The organism is Saccharopolyspora gloriosae (assembly GCF_022828475.1).
GTDB lineage: Bacteria > Actinomycetota > Actinomycetes > Mycobacteriales > Pseudonocardiaceae > Saccharopolyspora_C > Saccharopolyspora_C gloriosae_A.
The window spans coordinates 1,261,528-1,276,041 of the sequence record NZ_CP059557.1; the positions used below are offsets into that span (position 1 = coordinate 1,261,528).

Annotated in this window: 14 protein-coding genes; 11 read left to right on the plus strand and 3 right to left on the minus strand. The window is 70.3% G+C overall.

Going from position 1 to position 14,514, the window contains the following annotated elements; all coding sequences use genetic code 11:
• Nucleotides 1-8 precede the first annotated feature (8 nt).
• From H2Q94_RS05430 to coaD, 3 genes are all read left to right on the plus strand, one after another.
• On the plus strand, nucleotides 9-464 hold the full coding sequence (locus H2Q94_RS05430) for a L,D-transpeptidase (protein ID WP_243795550.1): 456 nt from the start codon (nucleotides 9-11) through the stop codon (nucleotides 462-464).
• Nucleotides 465-643: 179 nt separating this feature from the next.
• Nucleotides 644-1,228, plus strand: a complete 585-nt coding sequence (rsmD, locus tag H2Q94_RS05435; protein ID WP_243792671.1) for a 16S rRNA (guanine(966)-N(2))-methyltransferase RsmD — start codon at nucleotides 644-646, stop codon at nucleotides 1,226-1,228.
• Between the two features lie 108 nt (nucleotides 1,229-1,336).
• Nucleotides 1,337-1,831 carry a pantetheine-phosphate adenylyltransferase gene (coaD, locus tag H2Q94_RS05440; protein WP_243792674.1) on the plus strand — a complete coding sequence of 165 codons (495 nt, stop codon included), beginning with the start codon at nucleotides 1,337-1,339 and terminating at the stop codon, nucleotides 1,829-1,831.
• A 30-nt stretch (nucleotides 1,832-1,861) separates the two neighbouring features.
• Here coaD and H2Q94_RS05445 read toward each other — a convergent pair whose 3' ends face one another.
• A complete protein-coding gene (locus H2Q94_RS05445) occupies nucleotides 1,862-2,317 on the minus strand; it encodes a GNAT family N-acetyltransferase (RefSeq protein WP_243792676.1) in 456 nt (151 codons plus the stop codon).
• 102 nt (nucleotides 2,318-2,419) lie between these two features.
• Here H2Q94_RS05445 and H2Q94_RS05450 point away from each other — a divergent pair, with 102 nt between their 5' ends.
• From H2Q94_RS05450 to mutM, 6 genes are all read left to right on the plus strand, one after another.
• Complete coding sequence (locus H2Q94_RS05450; protein ID WP_243792678.1) at nucleotides 2,420-2,851, plus strand: guanyl-specific ribonuclease; 432 nt, start codon at nucleotides 2,420-2,422, stop codon at nucleotides 2,849-2,851.
• 295 nt (nucleotides 2,852-3,146) lie between these two features.
• Nucleotides 3,147-3,884, plus strand: coding sequence for a DivIVA domain-containing protein (locus tag H2Q94_RS05455; protein ID WP_243795552.1), 738 nt, complete (start codon nucleotides 3,147-3,149; stop codon nucleotides 3,882-3,884).
• Between the two features lie 581 nt (nucleotides 3,885-4,465).
• A complete protein-coding gene (locus H2Q94_RS05460) occupies nucleotides 4,466-5,044 on the plus strand; it encodes a YceD family protein (protein ID WP_243792680.1) in 579 nt (192 codons plus the stop codon).
• A gap of 2 nt (nucleotides 5,045-5,046) precedes the next feature.
• Nucleotides 5,047-5,229 carry a 50S ribosomal protein L32 gene (rpmF, locus tag H2Q94_RS05465; RefSeq protein WP_243792682.1) on the plus strand — a complete coding sequence of 61 codons (183 nt, stop codon included), beginning with the start codon at nucleotides 5,047-5,049 and terminating at the stop codon, nucleotides 5,227-5,229.
• A 17-nt stretch (nucleotides 5,230-5,246) separates the two neighbouring features.
• The gene (gene rnc / locus H2Q94_RS05470) at nucleotides 5,247-6,068 is read left to right on the plus strand and encodes a ribonuclease III (protein WP_397545428.1); all 822 of its coding nucleotides are present in this window, start codon (nucleotides 5,247-5,249) and stop codon (nucleotides 6,066-6,068) included.
• Nucleotides 6,069-6,197: 129 nt separating this feature from the next.
• The gene (gene mutM / locus H2Q94_RS05475) at nucleotides 6,198-7,112 is read left to right on the plus strand and encodes a bifunctional DNA-formamidopyrimidine glycosylase/DNA-(apurinic or apyrimidinic site) lyase (protein WP_243792721.1); all 915 of its coding nucleotides are present in this window, start codon (nucleotides 6,198-6,200) and stop codon (nucleotides 7,110-7,112) included.
• Here the strand turns inward: mutM and H2Q94_RS05480 are convergent.
• Together H2Q94_RS05480 and H2Q94_RS05485 are read right to left on the minus strand one after the other, a co-directional pair.
• Nucleotides 7,106-8,380, minus strand: a complete 1,275-nt coding sequence (locus H2Q94_RS05480) for a glycoside hydrolase family 27 protein (protein ID WP_243792722.1) — start codon at nucleotides 8,378-8,380, stop codon at nucleotides 7,106-7,108. The genes mutM and H2Q94_RS05480 overlap by 7 nt on opposite strands.
• Nucleotides 8,380-10,500, minus strand: coding sequence for an ArnT family glycosyltransferase (locus tag H2Q94_RS05485; RefSeq protein WP_243792726.1), 2,121 nt, complete (start codon nucleotides 10,498-10,500; stop codon nucleotides 8,380-8,382). Before H2Q94_RS05485 ends, H2Q94_RS05480 begins: the two co-directional genes overlap by 1 nt.
• A 472-nt stretch (nucleotides 10,501-10,972) precedes the next feature.
• On the opposite strand from H2Q94_RS05485, the gene H2Q94_RS05490 reads away from it, so the two are divergent.
• Together H2Q94_RS05490 and H2Q94_RS05495 are read left to right on the plus strand one after the other, a co-directional pair.
• The gene (locus tag H2Q94_RS05490; RefSeq protein ID WP_397545429.1) at nucleotides 10,973-12,232 is read left to right on the plus strand and encodes a bifunctional glycosyltransferase family 2/GtrA family protein; all 1,260 of its coding nucleotides are present in this window, start codon (nucleotides 10,973-10,975) and stop codon (nucleotides 12,230-12,232) included.
• Entirely contained in the window at nucleotides 12,229-14,445 is a 2,217-nt protein-coding gene (locus H2Q94_RS05495) for an ArnT family glycosyltransferase (RefSeq protein ID WP_243792730.1), read from the plus strand. Before H2Q94_RS05490 ends, H2Q94_RS05495 begins: the two co-directional genes overlap by 4 nt.
• Nucleotides 14,446-14,514 lie beyond the last annotated feature (69 nt).

Sequence of the window (14,514 nt, forward strand, 5' to 3'; positions counted from 1 at the left end):
TGAAGCCCATGCGCTACGTGAACAAGCGTTTCGCCAGGGTGGCCACCGTGGCCGCCCTGGTCGCCGGGGGCGCGCTCACCGGTACCGCCGCCTACGCGGACGCCGGCGACGTGACGCCGTGCCAGGCGACCGCGAAGGCCTGCGTGGACCTGTCGTCCAAGCAAGCCTGGTTGCAGGAGAACGGCACGGGCGTCTACGGCCCGGTGCCGCTGACCGCCGGGATGGTGGGCTCGGAAACACCGGTCGGGACCCACCAGGTGCTGTGGAAGGACGCGGACCACCGCAGCGGCGAGTTCGACAACGCACCCATGCCGAACGCGGTGTTCTTCACCAAGACCGGGGTCGCCTTCCACGAAGGCAGCCTCGAGCAGGAGTCCAACGGCTGCGTGCACCTGTCCACGACCGCGGCCAAGAAGTTCTTCGACTCGCTCAACCCGGGCGACGAGGTCCAAGTCGTGCAGTGAGCGACACCGTCCGGCACGGACGATCCATGGGGGCTCCACCCGGAGTTGGCCGGCGCCTGAGCGGCACCGGCATCCCCGGAACACGAGAACCTGACGAGAGGGGCGGCACCCGCGGGTGCCGCCCCTCTCGCGTGCGCACCCGCGACCGTCGACTCCGTGGCCGGTGCGAAACTGTTCCGGTGACGCGGATCGTGGCAGGCAGTGCGGGAGGCCGTCGGATCGAGGTGCCGCCGCGTGGGACCCGCCCCACCTCGGACCGGGTCCGCGAGGCCGTGTTCAGCGCGCTCGAAGCGGCCGTGGATCTCGACGGCGCCCGGGTGCTCGACCTCTACGGCGGCTCCGGAGCGCTCGGTTTCGAAGCGCTGTCCCGAGGCGCGGAGCACGTCGCCTTCGTCGAAGCCGACCGGCGAGCCGCGCAGACCATCCGCCGCAACGCCACCGGCCTCGGATTCCGCGCCGTCGCGATCGAACAGGCGAAGGCCGAGACCGCGCTGGCGACCCCGCCCGCCGAGCCCTACGACTTGGTGCTCGCCGACCCGCCCTACGACCTCGACCCGGCGCGACTGGCCCAGGTGCTGCAGGCGCTGGCCACCGGCGGCTGGACCGCGCCCGGCGGCCTCGTCGTCCTCGAACAGTCGACCCGCAGCGGCGACCCGGCATGGCCCGCGCCGCTCATGCCCGACCGCACCCGCCGCTACGGCGACACCGCCGTGCACTGGGCTTTCCACGACGAGGAAACAGTCCCGGAGACCGAAGCCCGGTAGCCGAGAAGCCCGGTGCGGCGGCAGTGCCGCACGCCCGATTCCGGCGACGGGTGACCCCCGACACTTCCGGCCTGAGCGGGCGGGATCCCGGTGCTAACGTCCGGCCTCATGAGGCGTGCGGTGTGTCCTGGCTCCTACGATCCGGCCACCAACGGCCACCTCGACATCATCGAGCGGGCCGCCGGCCTGTTCGACGAAGTGGTCGTCGCGGTCCTGGTGAACAAGAGCAAGCGCAGCCTGTTCTCCGTCGAGGAACGGCTGGACATGCTGCGCGAGGTCACCGCTCCGTGGCCGAACGTGCGCATCGACTCCTGGCACGGCCTGCTGGTGGACTACTGCCAGACCAACGGGATCGCTGCGATCGTCAAGGGCCTGCGCGCGGTCAGCGACTTCGACTACGAGCTGCAGATGGCTCAGATGAACCAGCGCCTCTCCGGGGTCGAAACGCTGTTCATGTCGACCAACCCGCTCTACAGCTTCTTGGCGAGCTCCCTGGTCAAGGAGGTCGCCACCTACGGTGGTGACGTGGCCAGCCTGGTGCCGCCGAAGATCGAGCGGCGGCTGGTGCAGCGCGTCGAGGAACGCAACGCCGAAAGCTCCTGACCCGGCGGGCAGATCACTCCGCGCGGACTCCTAGTCGCGCAGGTCGAGCTTCATGCCGACGTGGCTGCTCTCGAAGCCCAGCCGCTCGTAGAAGCGGTGCGCCCGCTCCCGTGACGCGTTGCTGGTGAGCTGCACGATCGACGCGCCCCGCCGCCGGGCCTGCTCGACCGCCCACACCACGAGTTCCCTGCCGAGCCCGCCGCCGCGCAGGTCCGTCCGCACGCGCACCGCCTCCAGCTGCGCGCGGGTGGCGCCCGCGTGGGAGAGGCCGGGGATGAAGGTCAGTTGCAGGGTGCCCGCGACCTCGCCGTCGAGTTCGGCGACGGTGAGCAGCTGGTTCGGGTCTGCGTCGATCGCGGCGAACGCGGCGGCGTACGCGGGATCTCCGGGGCGTTCCCTGGTGCGTCCGAGGGGATCGTCGGCGAGCAGGTCGACGATCGCGTTCAGGTCGGCTTCGGCGGCTCGCCGGATAACGGGAGATGTCACGGATCGACGGTAGAGCCACAGCCGGGTGAACTGTGCTCGCGATCGGCTTCGTCTTCACGACAACGCGCCAGGTGATCATGACCTGCGGTTAGCGTCCGCGCCATGAAGATCTCGTCGAAAGCCATGAACGTCCTGTTGGCCGGGCTGCTCGCCGTCGCGGGCCTGTTCGGGGTCTCCGCCGCCGCGGTGGCCGCCGCTCCGGCCACCGCCCAGACCCAGCAGATCGCCGCCGCCTGCGGCGACACCTCCGAGTTCACCCCGGTGGACCTCTCGGCGCTGCCCGCTGAGGCCACCGACACCGTGAACCTGATCAAGCAGGGTGGCCCGTACCCGTACCCGCAGGACGACCAGACCTTCTCGAACCGCGAAGGCATCCTGCCGGACTGCGCCGAGGGCTACTACAAGGAGTACACCGTCGAGACGCCCGGCAGCGACGACCGCGGTGCCCGCCGCTTCGTCGTCGGCGCTGAGGGCGAGTTCTTCTACACCGAGGACCACTACGAGAGCTTCTCCATCACGAACATCGAAGCCTGAGGACCGCTTGGTCCGGCTCGCCGCTGCGAGGTAGCCGGGTCCGGCAGCCGACAAGATCGTCCGAACGCGCGGGCCGCTCGTCCTTCCCGAAGGGCGGGCGGCCCGTTCGTCGTTCGCAGGAGGTCGCTCCGGCGCGTTCGTGGTGCGCGAGGTGAATCGGGACACGCGCGGCGCGGGTCCACACCTCGCATGGCCTGCGGCGGCACACTGGTGATCGGCCGACCCGTGATCCCCGGGGCCGGGGTCTGGTGTCATGCTTGCCACTCCGGACGGCTACGACGGCAGGGAGATCGAGGTGTACCGGGTTTTCGAGGCGCTGGACGAGCTCGTCACGATCGTGGAAGAGGCGCGCGGGGTACCGATGACCTCGGGCTGCGTCGTTCCCCGTGGCGATGTGCTGGAGCTGCTCGACGACGTGCGGGACGCGATCCCGCAGGAGCTCGACGACGCCCAGGACGTGCTCGACCACCGCGATGACGTGGTGTCGAAGGCGGAGGCGCAGTCCGGCAAGGCCATAGGGGACGCCCGGTCGGAGGCGGACCGCACCGTCTCCTCGGCGCGTGCCGAGGCCGAGCAGCTGATCGCCGACGCCCAGGAGCAGGCCGACCAGCTCATCGCCGACGCCCGCGCCCGCGCGGAGGAGTCGGTGACCGCGGGCCGCCGCGAGTACGAGGACTACGTTGGCCGCGCCCAGTCCGAGGCGGACCGCATGGTGCAGGCGGGGCGTGCGGCCTACGAGCAGTCGGTGCACGAGGGGCGCTCCGAGCAGTCCCGCCTGGTCGCCGACACCGAGGTCGCGCAGGCCGCGCACAGCGAGTCGCGGCGCATCGTGGAGGCCGCCAACGAGGACGCGGAACGGCTGCGCACCGAGTGCGACGCCTATGTGGACTCGCGCCTGGCGGACTTCGAAGACCTGCTCAGCCGCACGCTGCGCACCGTCGGCAAGGGCCGCCAGCAGCTGCGCAGTCCGGTCGGAGTCCCCTTCGACTACGAGGACTCCCGCTCTGGGCCGAACGTCTACGAGGAGAACTGACCTCCGGCGCCCGTCGGCGTACGACGGGCGCGACGGGGTCTGAAGCGCCAAGCGAAATGATCTTTTGATCTGTTGTCTCGTCAGCGACGGAGCCGCTGAGCAGTGACCGGCTTGAGCAAGATGACCACCGGCGGCTTCTCAGCGGCTTCCTCGTGAGGACAGCGATTTCGCTGAGTAGGGTGCTACTTGAGAAATCGATCCCGCAGCGAGGAAGCCACTGAGGTTCCGCTGAGTGACCCGCTACGCAGGTCGTTCTGAAAGAGCCGGGGTGATTTCCGGAGGTCGGAGGCGTGGCGTACTCTGGTTCCGATGGCCGTGTGAATTCCGTCCGGATGTGTTCCGGTCGCCTGTCCGGTCCCACAGCACGCCCGGTGATCTCGCTTTCGGAGTCGTCGACTTCGCGCGGGCCGGGCGGTGGGCCGGGGCCGGTGTCCGGCCCGGCCGGAAGTTCCGCGTGCTGAACGGTCCCGGCCGTTCACGCCATCGGTACCGCACCTGGACCTAAGCAGCACCGGCCCGGGACGGTCGTTCAGCCATCGGCTGGCAAACCTGACCCGCCCCTTCGCTCGACGAGATCCGTGATGTCCCAGAACCGTGACGCAGCAAGCGCCGCCCCGCAGCTCGGCCCGTGGGTGATCGATACCCGCGAGCTCGGCAACCGCGCGGGCAGCAGCCGCAGCTTTGACCGCAGTGCGCCGGCGCCTGCCGGTTTCGGCCTGGACATGATCGGAGTGCCCGAGGGCGATCCCGTCCAGCTCGACGTGCTGGCGGAATCGGTGGTGGAAGGAGTGCTGATCTCGGGTACCGCTACGGCGGAGTTCACCGGTGAATGCGCGCGTTGCCTCGACAAGTTCTCCGAGGAGATCGAGATCGAGCTGCGCGAGCTGTTCGCCTACCCGGACAGCACGACCGACGCCACCACCGACGAGGACGAGGTCAGCCGCGTCGTCGATGAACTGATCGACCTGGAGCCCGCGGTGCGGGACGCCATGCTGCTGACGATGCCCACGTCCCCGGTGTGCAGTGAGGACTGCCAGGGTCTGTGCGCCGGGTGCGGGGTGAAGTGGGCCGAACTCGGCCCCGAGCACACCCATGAGACGATGGACCCTCGCTGGGCCGCGCTGCGTGAGCGGTTCGGCGGAAACGAAGAGGAGAACTAGTCGTGGCCGTCCCCAAGCGCAAGATGTCCCGCTCCAACACCCGGCACCGCCGGTCCCAGTGGAAGGCCACCGCGCCGACCCTGGTGCAGTGCTCGAACCGGTCCTGCCGGGAGCAGAAGCTGCCGCACGTCGTCTGCCCGGCCTGCGGCCAGTACGACGGCCGCCAGGTCGTCCAGCCCGCCTGACGGCCGCGGATAGCGGAGTGGGGGGAAAGCAGCCCCGGAGCCGTGTGACGGACCGGGCCCCGTTGATGTCAGCGCTCGGCGTCGAACTCGACGCCGAGCTGCTCACGCTTGCCCTGACGCACCGCTCCTACGCGTATGAAAACGGTGGCCTGCCACCGAACGAGCGCTTGGAGTTCCTCGGCGACTCCGTGCTGGGCCTGGTGATCACCGACCGGCTGTACCGGGAGCACCCGGACCTGCCGGAGGGTCAGCTGGCGAAGTTGCGCGCGAGCTTGGTGAACATGCACGCGCTCGCCGGTGTGGCCCGTTCCCTCAGCGAGGGCGGGCTCGGCCAGTACTTGCTGCTCGGCCGTGGTGAGGAGCTCACCGGCGGCCGGGACAAGGCGAGCATCCTGGCGGACAGCTTGGAGGCCGTGCTCGGTGCGGTGTACCTGGAACACGGCATCGACGTGGCCAGGGACATGATCTACCGCCTGTTCGGGTCATTGCTGACCGAGGCGCCGCAGCGCGGTGCCGGGCTGGATTGGAAGACCAGCCTGCAGGAGCTCACCGCGGCCACCGGTCAGGGCGTGCCCGAGTACCGGGTGCAGGAGCGCGGACCTGATCACCGCAAGGAGTTCAGCGCTTTTGTGTCCGTGGCCGGCGACACCCTCGGCGAGGGTGATGGCCGGACCAAGAAGGAAGCAGAGCAGAAGGCCGCCGAGGCGGCTTGGCGCTCGTTGTCCGAGAGGGCCGAACAAGCCGATTCGGGCAAGAGCGGCGAAGCCGGTGAGGACGCTGCCGCGGAGCAACCCGCGGAGTCCTCCGACGGCCCGGCTCGCGCCGACGATTCAGCGTGATCGCCTGGCTGTGAAGCCGTTTCGCACGGCCGGTTGAGCGGTGGATTCTCCGGCGGCTTTCCGCCGCGGAATCCTCTGCTCGACCGGCCGTTTCGCATGTCCCGCAGACGTGTGCTGGAAGGTGGGCTCGTGCCCGAGTTACCCGAGGTGGAGGTCGTTCGGCGCGGGGTCGCCGAGCACGTCACCGGTCGCACCGTGTCCACTGTGGATGTTCTGCATCCGCGAGCGGTGCGCAGGCACGTGCCGGGGCCGGAGGACTTCGCGGCCAGACTGGCCGGTCGCACGGTGTGCGGAGCGCGGCGGCGCGGCAAGTACCTGTGGCTCGAGCTCGCCGAGGACGCGGCGCCGCAGGCCACCGAGTTCGTCGGTACGGCCGAAGCACCCGGTGAGGCGGTGCTGACGCACCTCGGCATGAGCGGCCAGCTGCTGGTGCAGCCGGTGGGGACGCCGGACGAGAAGCACCTGCGGGTGCGGTTCGGATTCGCCGACGGCGGCCCGGAATTGCGGTTCGTCGATCAGCGCACCTTCGGCGGGCTGAGCTTGGCCGATCAGGTGGAGGTCGGTGGCGTGCTGCTACCGACTCCGGTGGCGCACATCGCCCCGGATCCGCTGGAGGAGGCCTTCGACGTCGACGCGGTGGTGGCGAAGCTGCGGTCGCGGCGCACCGGGGTGAAGCGCGCGCTGCTGGATCAGAGCCTGGTCTCCGGGGTCGGCAACATCTACGCCGATGAGGCGTTGTGGCGGGCGAAGCTGCATTGGGCGCGTCCGACGGAAACGTTGAAGCGCCCCGAGGTGCGCACGCTGCTGGCGGCGGTCACGGAGGTGATGCGCGGCGCGTTGGACGCCGGTGGCACCTCGTTCGACGCCCTGTACGTCAACGTCAACGGCGAGTCCGGGTACTTCGACAGGTCGCTGGCGGTGTACGGCCAGGCCGACCGCCCGTGCCCGCGTTGCGGCGCCGTGGTGCGGCGGGACGCGTTCATGAACCGCTCGTCCTACAGCTGCCCGGTGTGCCAGCCGAAACCCCGCAACGCCCACTACTGATCTAGGCGCAGCAGGGCGGTGCCGTGGGCGGGGACGTCGGCGGTGATCCGGTCGTTCGTTTCGGTGATCCGGCCGGAGCGGAGGTCGTGGACCCGGTGGTTTCCGGCGCGGAGGCCGAGTTCGGCGAGGCCCGTGCCGATCCGGGCGGGCGCGTCGCCGCGGTTGTAGAGCGCCACGGCGGTGCCCTCGTGCAGGGGTTTGACCCAGACCTGGTGGTCGCCGCCGGTGTTCTGGGTGGCGGCGGCGCCGAGCGGATCCTGGTCGATGGCGAGGATTCCGGGGTCGGTGAGCAGGTCGCGCTCGGGTTCGGTCATGGTCCTCGGGTCGTTGCCCGCGATGAGCGGTGCGGCGAACATCGCCCACATGTTCAGGTGCGTTCGCTGTTCTTCCGGGGTGAGGCCCGCGTAGCCGTTGACGTCGTGCACGCCGACTTCGAGCATGTCGGGGTCGTTCCAGTGGCCCGGCTCCGGACGATCGCTTAGTCCACTGTGGATGTCGATGATGTTGCGCACGCCCATGGGATGTTCGTTGTGGTGCCCGGTGTCCCAGACCGGCTGGATGTCCTCGGTCGTGCGGGACAGGTGCGCGACGCCGCGCCAGCTTTCGGATTCGCCCGGTGCGCCGGGGAAGTTGCTGTTCGGGTTGACGCTGAACACGACCGGCCTGCCCGCCGCGGTGAGCGCGTCGCGCATCGCGGTGAACGCCGCCCGCACGTTGTGCGAGGAGCCGGCTCCGCGGCACCAGTCGTACTTCAGGTAGTCCACGCCCCACGACGCGAAGGTGCGGGCGTCCTGGCCCTCGCGGTCCCCGCTGCCGGTCTGCCCCGGGTAGGCGCCGGTGTGCTGGGCGCAGGTCTCGACGTTCGGCGACATGTAAATCCCGAACAGCAGTCCGCGCGAATGCAGGTAGTCGCCGAGCGCGGCCATGCCGCCGGGGAAGCGGGCGCGGTCGGCGCGCAGGTTCCCGGCGGCGTCGCGTTCCGGTTCGTACCAGCAGTCGTCGACGACGACGTAGCGGTAGCCGGCGTCACGCATGCCGGAGCTCACCATCGCGTCGGCGACACCGCGGATCTTGGCCTCGTCGATGTCGCAGCCGAAGGTGTTCCAGCTGTTCCAGCCCATCGGCGGGGTCGCCGCGGGCGGCACCGGAAGTGGTGCCGCCGCAACGGTTTCCCTGGGGGCGGCCGCGGTGCTGGTGGTGAACAGCACCGCGAGCAGCGCGATGCCGACGCGCGGTGCGGCCCGGCGGAGGATGGTGCGGGACGGCATCAGTGCGGCGTTGCGCAGTCGTAGAGCCGAGTTCGCGCCTCGGAATCGGCCATGGTCGTCTCGGTGTCGCCGTAGGCGGCGGGATCGACTGCCGTGCAGTGCTGAGCGGCCCAGGCCATCGACTCGTCAACGACTCGGGTGTCGACCTCGCTTCCCATGCTCTGCACTCCGGAGGTGCCGTCGGTCCACACGTAGCGCAATTTCCCCTCCCGCACGTAGTTCTGCAGCGCGTCCACGGTCGGCGCCGGATCGTTGCCGTTGTAGCCGCCGACGGCCATCACGGGCTGCCCGGTCTTGAGGGTGATCGGCGCGGCCACCATGGCGCCGACGACGGCGACCAGCCACGTCTCGTCGTCGTGGGCGGCGGTCAGGTAGCGCACCACCTCGTCGCTGACCTCGGTGCTCTGCCCACCGTTTCCGCGCCTGCCGTCGGTTCGGCCGTCGGCGTTCTGGCCGTCCGGCGCGGTGTTCGGGGCCGGTGCCTGCTGTCCTTGTCGAGGCCCGCCCTGACCGCCGCGTCCGCCAGGTCCTCCGCCGCCGGGACCGCCCTGCCCGGACGGACCGGCCGACGGGAACGTCGCCTGGATCGGCGTGCTCAGCGGAGTCAGCGAATACGCCGTCGGCCCGGACAACATCGCCACGAGCCCGGCGAGCACGGCCGCGAGTCCCAGCCTGGCCCGCCGCATCCGGCGGTGCCGGGGGAACGCGAGCACGAGCACCAGCACCGACACGACGGTGAGGACCGCGATCAGCGGCGGCAGCCACGTCACGAAGTCGTCGTCGAGCAGGTAGCAGGCCCACGCTCCCGTCGCCGCGACGGACATCGGCAGCAGCGCGCCCCAACCCGTCGAGACGCGGAACAGCCGGACCATGCTCACCACGCCGATGCCCGCGACGTCCGCGAGCGGCGGTGCCAGCGCCACCGTGTAGTACGGGTGCCAGATGCCGGAGGCGAAGCTGAACACCGCCGCCGTCACGAGCAGAGTTCCGGACCACAGCAGGAAATCCGCGCGCTGGGCGTTGTGCGGGGGGCGGCGCCGCAGGTACCCGAGCGTCGCGATCATGCCGAACAGCGCGAGCGGGAACAGCCACGAGATCTGCCCGGCGACCTGATCACCGATCAGCCGGGTGAGTCCGCCGTCATCGCCACCGGGGCCTCCGCCCATTCCACCCGGACCCCCGCCCGGACCCCCGGGTGGGAGCTGTCCCTGCATGCCGCCGGGCGGGCCGCCGCCCGTGCCGCCTCCGCCGGGACCACCGCCCATCATGCCGGGCGAGGCGATGTGGTCCTGGCCGAAGACGCGGCCCAGACCGTTGTAGCCCAGCAGCAGATCGCGCACCGTGTTGTCGGTGCTGCCGCCGATGTAGGGCCGCGAATCCGCCGGGATCGCGTCCACGACGACCATCCACGACGCGCTCACCAAGGCCAGCACGACGGTCGCGACACCGAGGTGCAGCAGCTTGCGCGGCCACCGCGGCCGGGCCGCGACGAGGTACACGACGGCGATGACCGGCAGCACGAAGTACGCCTGCAGCATCTTCACGTTGAACGCGAGCCCGATCGCCACCGCGCACCACACCAGCGGCAGCGGCCTGCCGGAGCGGATCGCGTTGGACGCCGCCCACAGCGCCAGCACCGTGAGCAGCACCAGCAGCGTGTCCGGGTTGTTGTGCCGCGCCATCGCCACCGCGATCGGCGTCACCGCCAGGACCAGCGCGGCCAGCAGCCCCGCCGCGTGCCCGAAGCTCCGGCGCACCAGGTGGTGCACCACGAGCACGGTGAGCACCGCGAACACGGCCTGCGGGACCAGCAGGCTCCACGTGTTGAAACCGAACGCCCGCGCCGAGAGCGCCTGCACCCACAGCGCCAGCGGCGGCTTGTCGACGGTGATGAACGAGCCGGCGTCCAGCGAGCCGTAGAAGAACGCCTCCCAGCTGCGCGTCATGCCCAGCACGGTCGACGAGTAGTACGTGTTGGCCCACTCGTTGATCGACAGCGCCCAGGTGTTGAGCACCGCCGCCACCGCGAGCACCCCGATCAGCGCCGGCCGCGCCCACCTCGGATCGGTGCCCTCGCCCAGCACCAGCCGGGCGGCCCGGGACCGTTGAACCTTGCGCACCGCGTTTCTCCTCTGCTCGCCGTCGGCCCCGACGGTGGACGGCGAACCTGGGAATCAGCTGGACACCCGGTTGGAGGTTTCCGGCTGATCCAGGAAGGGCTTGCGTACCGGGTCGGGTGGCGGAACCTCATCGGTTTACTCGCTGCGGGATCGATTTCTCATGCAGGCCCCTACATCACAAAATCGCCGTCCTCGCGCGGAAGCCGCTGAGAACCCGCCGCTGCCGGTCTTGATCAAGCTCGTCGCCGCTCATCGGCTTCGCCGCCGGCAGGACACAGATCAAAAGAGCCCCCCAAGCAGCGACCGGTGCTTCCGGTGTCGCGCAGGCGCGTGCCGGCGGCCGTGATTCCCAGCGAACTCCCACCTCGTACCTAGGCGCTTGAAAACCCGGCGGTGCTTCATGGAACTCGGGTCGCCACCGCTGCCGGCCGTGATGTCAGGAGCGGGAGAACGTGGGAAAGGGATGAACGTGATGCCGCAAGGAAGTGTCGAGGTCGCGCACCGGGAGGCGGCGGCGCGTGAGACGGCGACGGTCGATCTGGTGATCCCGGTCTACAACGAGCAACGATCACTGCCCGGGTGCCTGCAGGTGCTGCGGGACCACCTTGAGCACGACTTCCCGTTCCAGTGGTCGATCACGGTCGTCGACAACGCCAGCACCGACGGCACGTTGCGAGTCGCCAACGAGATGTCCGAGGCGCTGCCGAACGTGCGGGTGCTGCACCTGGATCGCAAGGGGCGCGGGCTGGCGCTGCGCACCGCGTGGGGCTACAGCGACGCCGACGTCGTCGTCTACATGGACGTGGACCTCTCGACGGGCCTGGACGCGCTGTTGCCGCTGGTCGCGCCGCTGGTCAACGGACATTCGGATCTGGCGATCGGGTCTCGGCTGGCGTCGGGTTCGCGCACCATCCGGGGCGCCAAGCGGGAAATGATCTCCCGCGCTTACAACAAGGTGATCCGCTGGACCCACGGCGCGCGGTTCTCCGACGCGCAGTGCGGTTTCAAGGCTGCCCGCACCGATGTGGTGAAGCCGCTGCTGCGGCACGTGCAGGACGATTCCTGGTTCTTCGACACCGAACTGCTGCTGCTGGCCGAGCACAACGGCCTGCGGGTGCACGAGGTTCCGGTGGACTGGGTCGAGGACGTCGACACGCGCGTCAACGTCACCAAGACCGCCACCGACGATCTCGCCGGGCTGCTGCGGGTGGCGCGGTCGAAGGTGACGGGTGCGGCCACCGTCGAAGGCCTGCCGCGGCGGCCGGAACCGCGTGCCGCGCATCCGCAGGCGGTGCTGGCCGAACGGGAGAACGGGTTGCTGTGGCAGCTGTTCTCCTTCGGGCTGATCGGCATCGTGTCCACTGTGGCCACTTCGGTGCTGTACGCGTTGCTGCGGAGCTGGTGGCCACCGCTGCTGGCGAATCTGGTGGCGCTGACGGTGACGACGTTGTGGAACACCGAGGCGAACCGCCGGTTCACGTTCGTCGGCCGATCCGCGGCCTCCGGGCGGGTGCACGTGCAGGGGCTCGTGGTGTTCGCCCTGTACTACGTCGTGACCTCGGGCGCGCTGCTCGCGCTGGACGCGGCGGCCCCGGACGCGTCGCGCTGGCTCGAAGTGCTCGTGCTGATCGTGTCCTCCGTCGTCGGCACCGCGCTGCGATTCGTGCTGCTGCGCTCCTGGGTCTTCCGGCCCGCTTCCGTTCCGTCCACCTCTGAAAAGGAATCCGCATGACCACGGTCGCCCTCGGCGCGTCCACATCGGACGCCGTCGACGCACCCAGCCGGAGCAGGTGGCAACCGCTCGCGCTCGCGGCGATCTGCTTGCTCTCAGCCGTCCTCTACGTGTGGGGAATCGGGGACTCCTGGGGCAACACGTACTACTCGGCGGCGGTCAAAGCGATGTCGCAGAGCTTCGAGAACTTCCTGTTCGGTTCGTTCGACCCGGCGGGCGTCGTCACGGTGGACAAGCCGCCGATGGCGCTGTGGGTCCAGGTGATCTCGGTGCAGGTGTTCGGCTACAGCAAGTTCGCCGTGCTGTTCCCGCAGGTCGTGATGGGCACTGCGGGAGTCTTCCTGCTGCACCGCACGGTCCGCCGGTGGGCGGGGGAGCACGCGGCGCTGCTGGCGGCGCTGGTGATGGCGCTGACGCCGATCACGGTGGCGATCAACCGGGACAACAACCCGGACACGCTGCTGGTGCTGCTGGTGGTGGCCGCCGCGTACGCGCTGACCCGCTCGATCTCCGCGGAGCGCGCTTCGCGGGCCACGTGGTGGCTGGCGGGGTCGGCGGCGCTGGTCGGCTGCGGCTTCCTCACGAAGATGATGCAGGCGTGGATGCTGCTGCCGGTGTTCATCGCGGTGTACCTGGTGGGAAGCAACGCCTCCTGGGGGCGCAAGGCGGTCGATCTGGTCGTGGCCGCGGTGACGGTGCTGGTCACGTCGTTCTGGTGGGTCGCGGCGACGATGCTGTGGCCGTCGCCGAAGCCCTACATCGGGGGCAGTGAGGACGGCTCGGCCTGGGACCTGATCTTCGGCTACAACGGGTTCGGGCGGATTCTCGGCGGCGAGGGCAACGGCGGCGGTGGCGGAGGTCCGGGCGGCGGGGGCGGGTTCTCCGGTGAGTCCGGCATCCTGCGCTTCACCAACGAGCAGCTCGCGGGCCAGATCAGCTGGTTGCTGCCGCTGTGCCTGCTGGTCCTGGTCGCGGTCGCCTGCGGCGCGGTGCTGCGGCGGCGTGCGGGTGAGCCGGGCGATCGGTTCCGTGCGGCGGGCTGGGTGCTGTGGGGCGGCTGGCTGCTGTTCATCGGCTTCATGTTCAGCTTCGCCCAGGGCACGATGCACCCGTACTACACGACGATGCTGGCTCCCGCGGTCGGCGCGGTCGTCGGCGCCGGGCTGCTCCGGTTCTGGGCGGCTTACCGGCGGCCGGGGGGTGCCGCGTGGGTGCTGCTGCCGATCGGTGTGGTGATCACCGTGGCGTGGGCGGCCGTGCTGGTGTTCCGCGAGCCGGACTGGAACGGCTGGGCCGGCTACCTCGCGATCGGCTTGGGCGTCGTGGCGGTGCTCGCGCTGGTGCTGGGCCGGTGGAAGGCGGGGCTGGGCAAGGTCGCGTTGACCTTGTCGTTGGCGGCGGTGCTGGCGGTGCCCGGCGTGTGGTCGGCGGCCACGGCGTTCGCCGGGGACAGCGGCGGCGGCATGGGCGGCGCGAACCCGACGGCGGGTCCGTCGACCGGCATGGGCGGTCCCGGTGGCGGTGGCCCTGGCGGTCCGGGCGGAATGCCCGGTCAGGACGGTGACGGCCAGCCCGGTCGGCAGGGGCGGTCCGGTCAGGACGAGCCAGGTCAGCAGGGCCAGGACGGCCGTGGCCGGTCGCAGGGCGGCATGCCCGGCGGCATGGGCGGGGACTCGCTCAGCGACGAGCAGAAGTCGCTGCTCGCCTACGTCACGGACAACGCCGGTGACCGGGCGATCCCGCTGGCGGTCGAGGGCGGCGCGATGGGCTCGGGCACCTACATCATCAACAGCGACCTCCGCGTGATCGGCATGGGCGGATTCACGGGCAGCGACGACGCCCCGTCGGTGCGGCTGCTGACCGAGTGGAAGCAGCTGGGACGGCTCGGGTTCGTGCAACTCGGCGGCCACGGAGGTCCCGGTGGTGGCCCTGGCGGCGGCCAGGGGCAGAACCCGGGGCAAAGTCAGAACGGCCTGCCCCAGAACGATCAGGCTCAGAACGGCCAGGCGCAGGGGCAGGCCCAAGGCGATGGTGCTCAGAGCGGCCGAGCACAGGGCGGCATGCCCGGCGGCCGAGGCGGTGCTTCGACCGAACGGCAGGAGTGGGTGCAGCAGAACTGCACCCTCGTCGACCCCGCCGCCTACGGCGGCACCGCCACCGAGCAGACCGGCGAGGAAGAGTCCGCGGAAGGCCTCTACGACTGCCGGTCCTGAGCACCCGCTCCACTGAGGTGAATGCCTCCTTCGCCCGCCCCTCCGGCGAAGGTGGCGTTCACTCGGTAC

What these genes read in the sequence shown, in the direction of transcription:
- H2Q94_RS05480 (WP_243792722.1), bottom strand. Translation starts at nt 8,380, where the DNA reads ATGCCGTCCCGCACCATCCTCCGCCGGGCCGCACCGCGCGTCGGCATC.
- H2Q94_RS05460 (WP_243792680.1), top strand. Translation starts at nt 4,466, where the DNA reads ATGTCCCAGAACCGTGACGCAGCAAGCGCCGCCCCGCAGCTCGGCCCG.
- H2Q94_RS05450 (WP_243792678.1), top strand. Translation starts at nt 2,420, where the DNA reads ATGAAGATCTCGTCGAAAGCCATGAACGTCCTGTTGGCCGGGCTGCTC.
- H2Q94_RS05430 (WP_243795550.1), top strand. Translation starts at nt 9, where the DNA reads ATGCGCTACGTGAACAAGCGTTTCGCCAGGGTGGCCACCGTGGCCGCC.
- coaD (WP_243792674.1), top strand. Translation starts at nt 1,337, where the DNA reads ATGAGGCGTGCGGTGTGTCCTGGCTCCTACGATCCGGCCACCAACGGC.
- H2Q94_RS05495 (WP_243792730.1), top strand. Translation starts at nt 12,229, where the DNA reads ATGACCACGGTCGCCCTCGGCGCGTCCACATCGGACGCCGTCGACGCA.
- H2Q94_RS05490 (WP_397545429.1), top strand. Translation starts at nt 10,973, where the DNA reads ATGCCGCAAGGAAGTGTCGAGGTCGCGCACCGGGAGGCGGCGGCGCGT.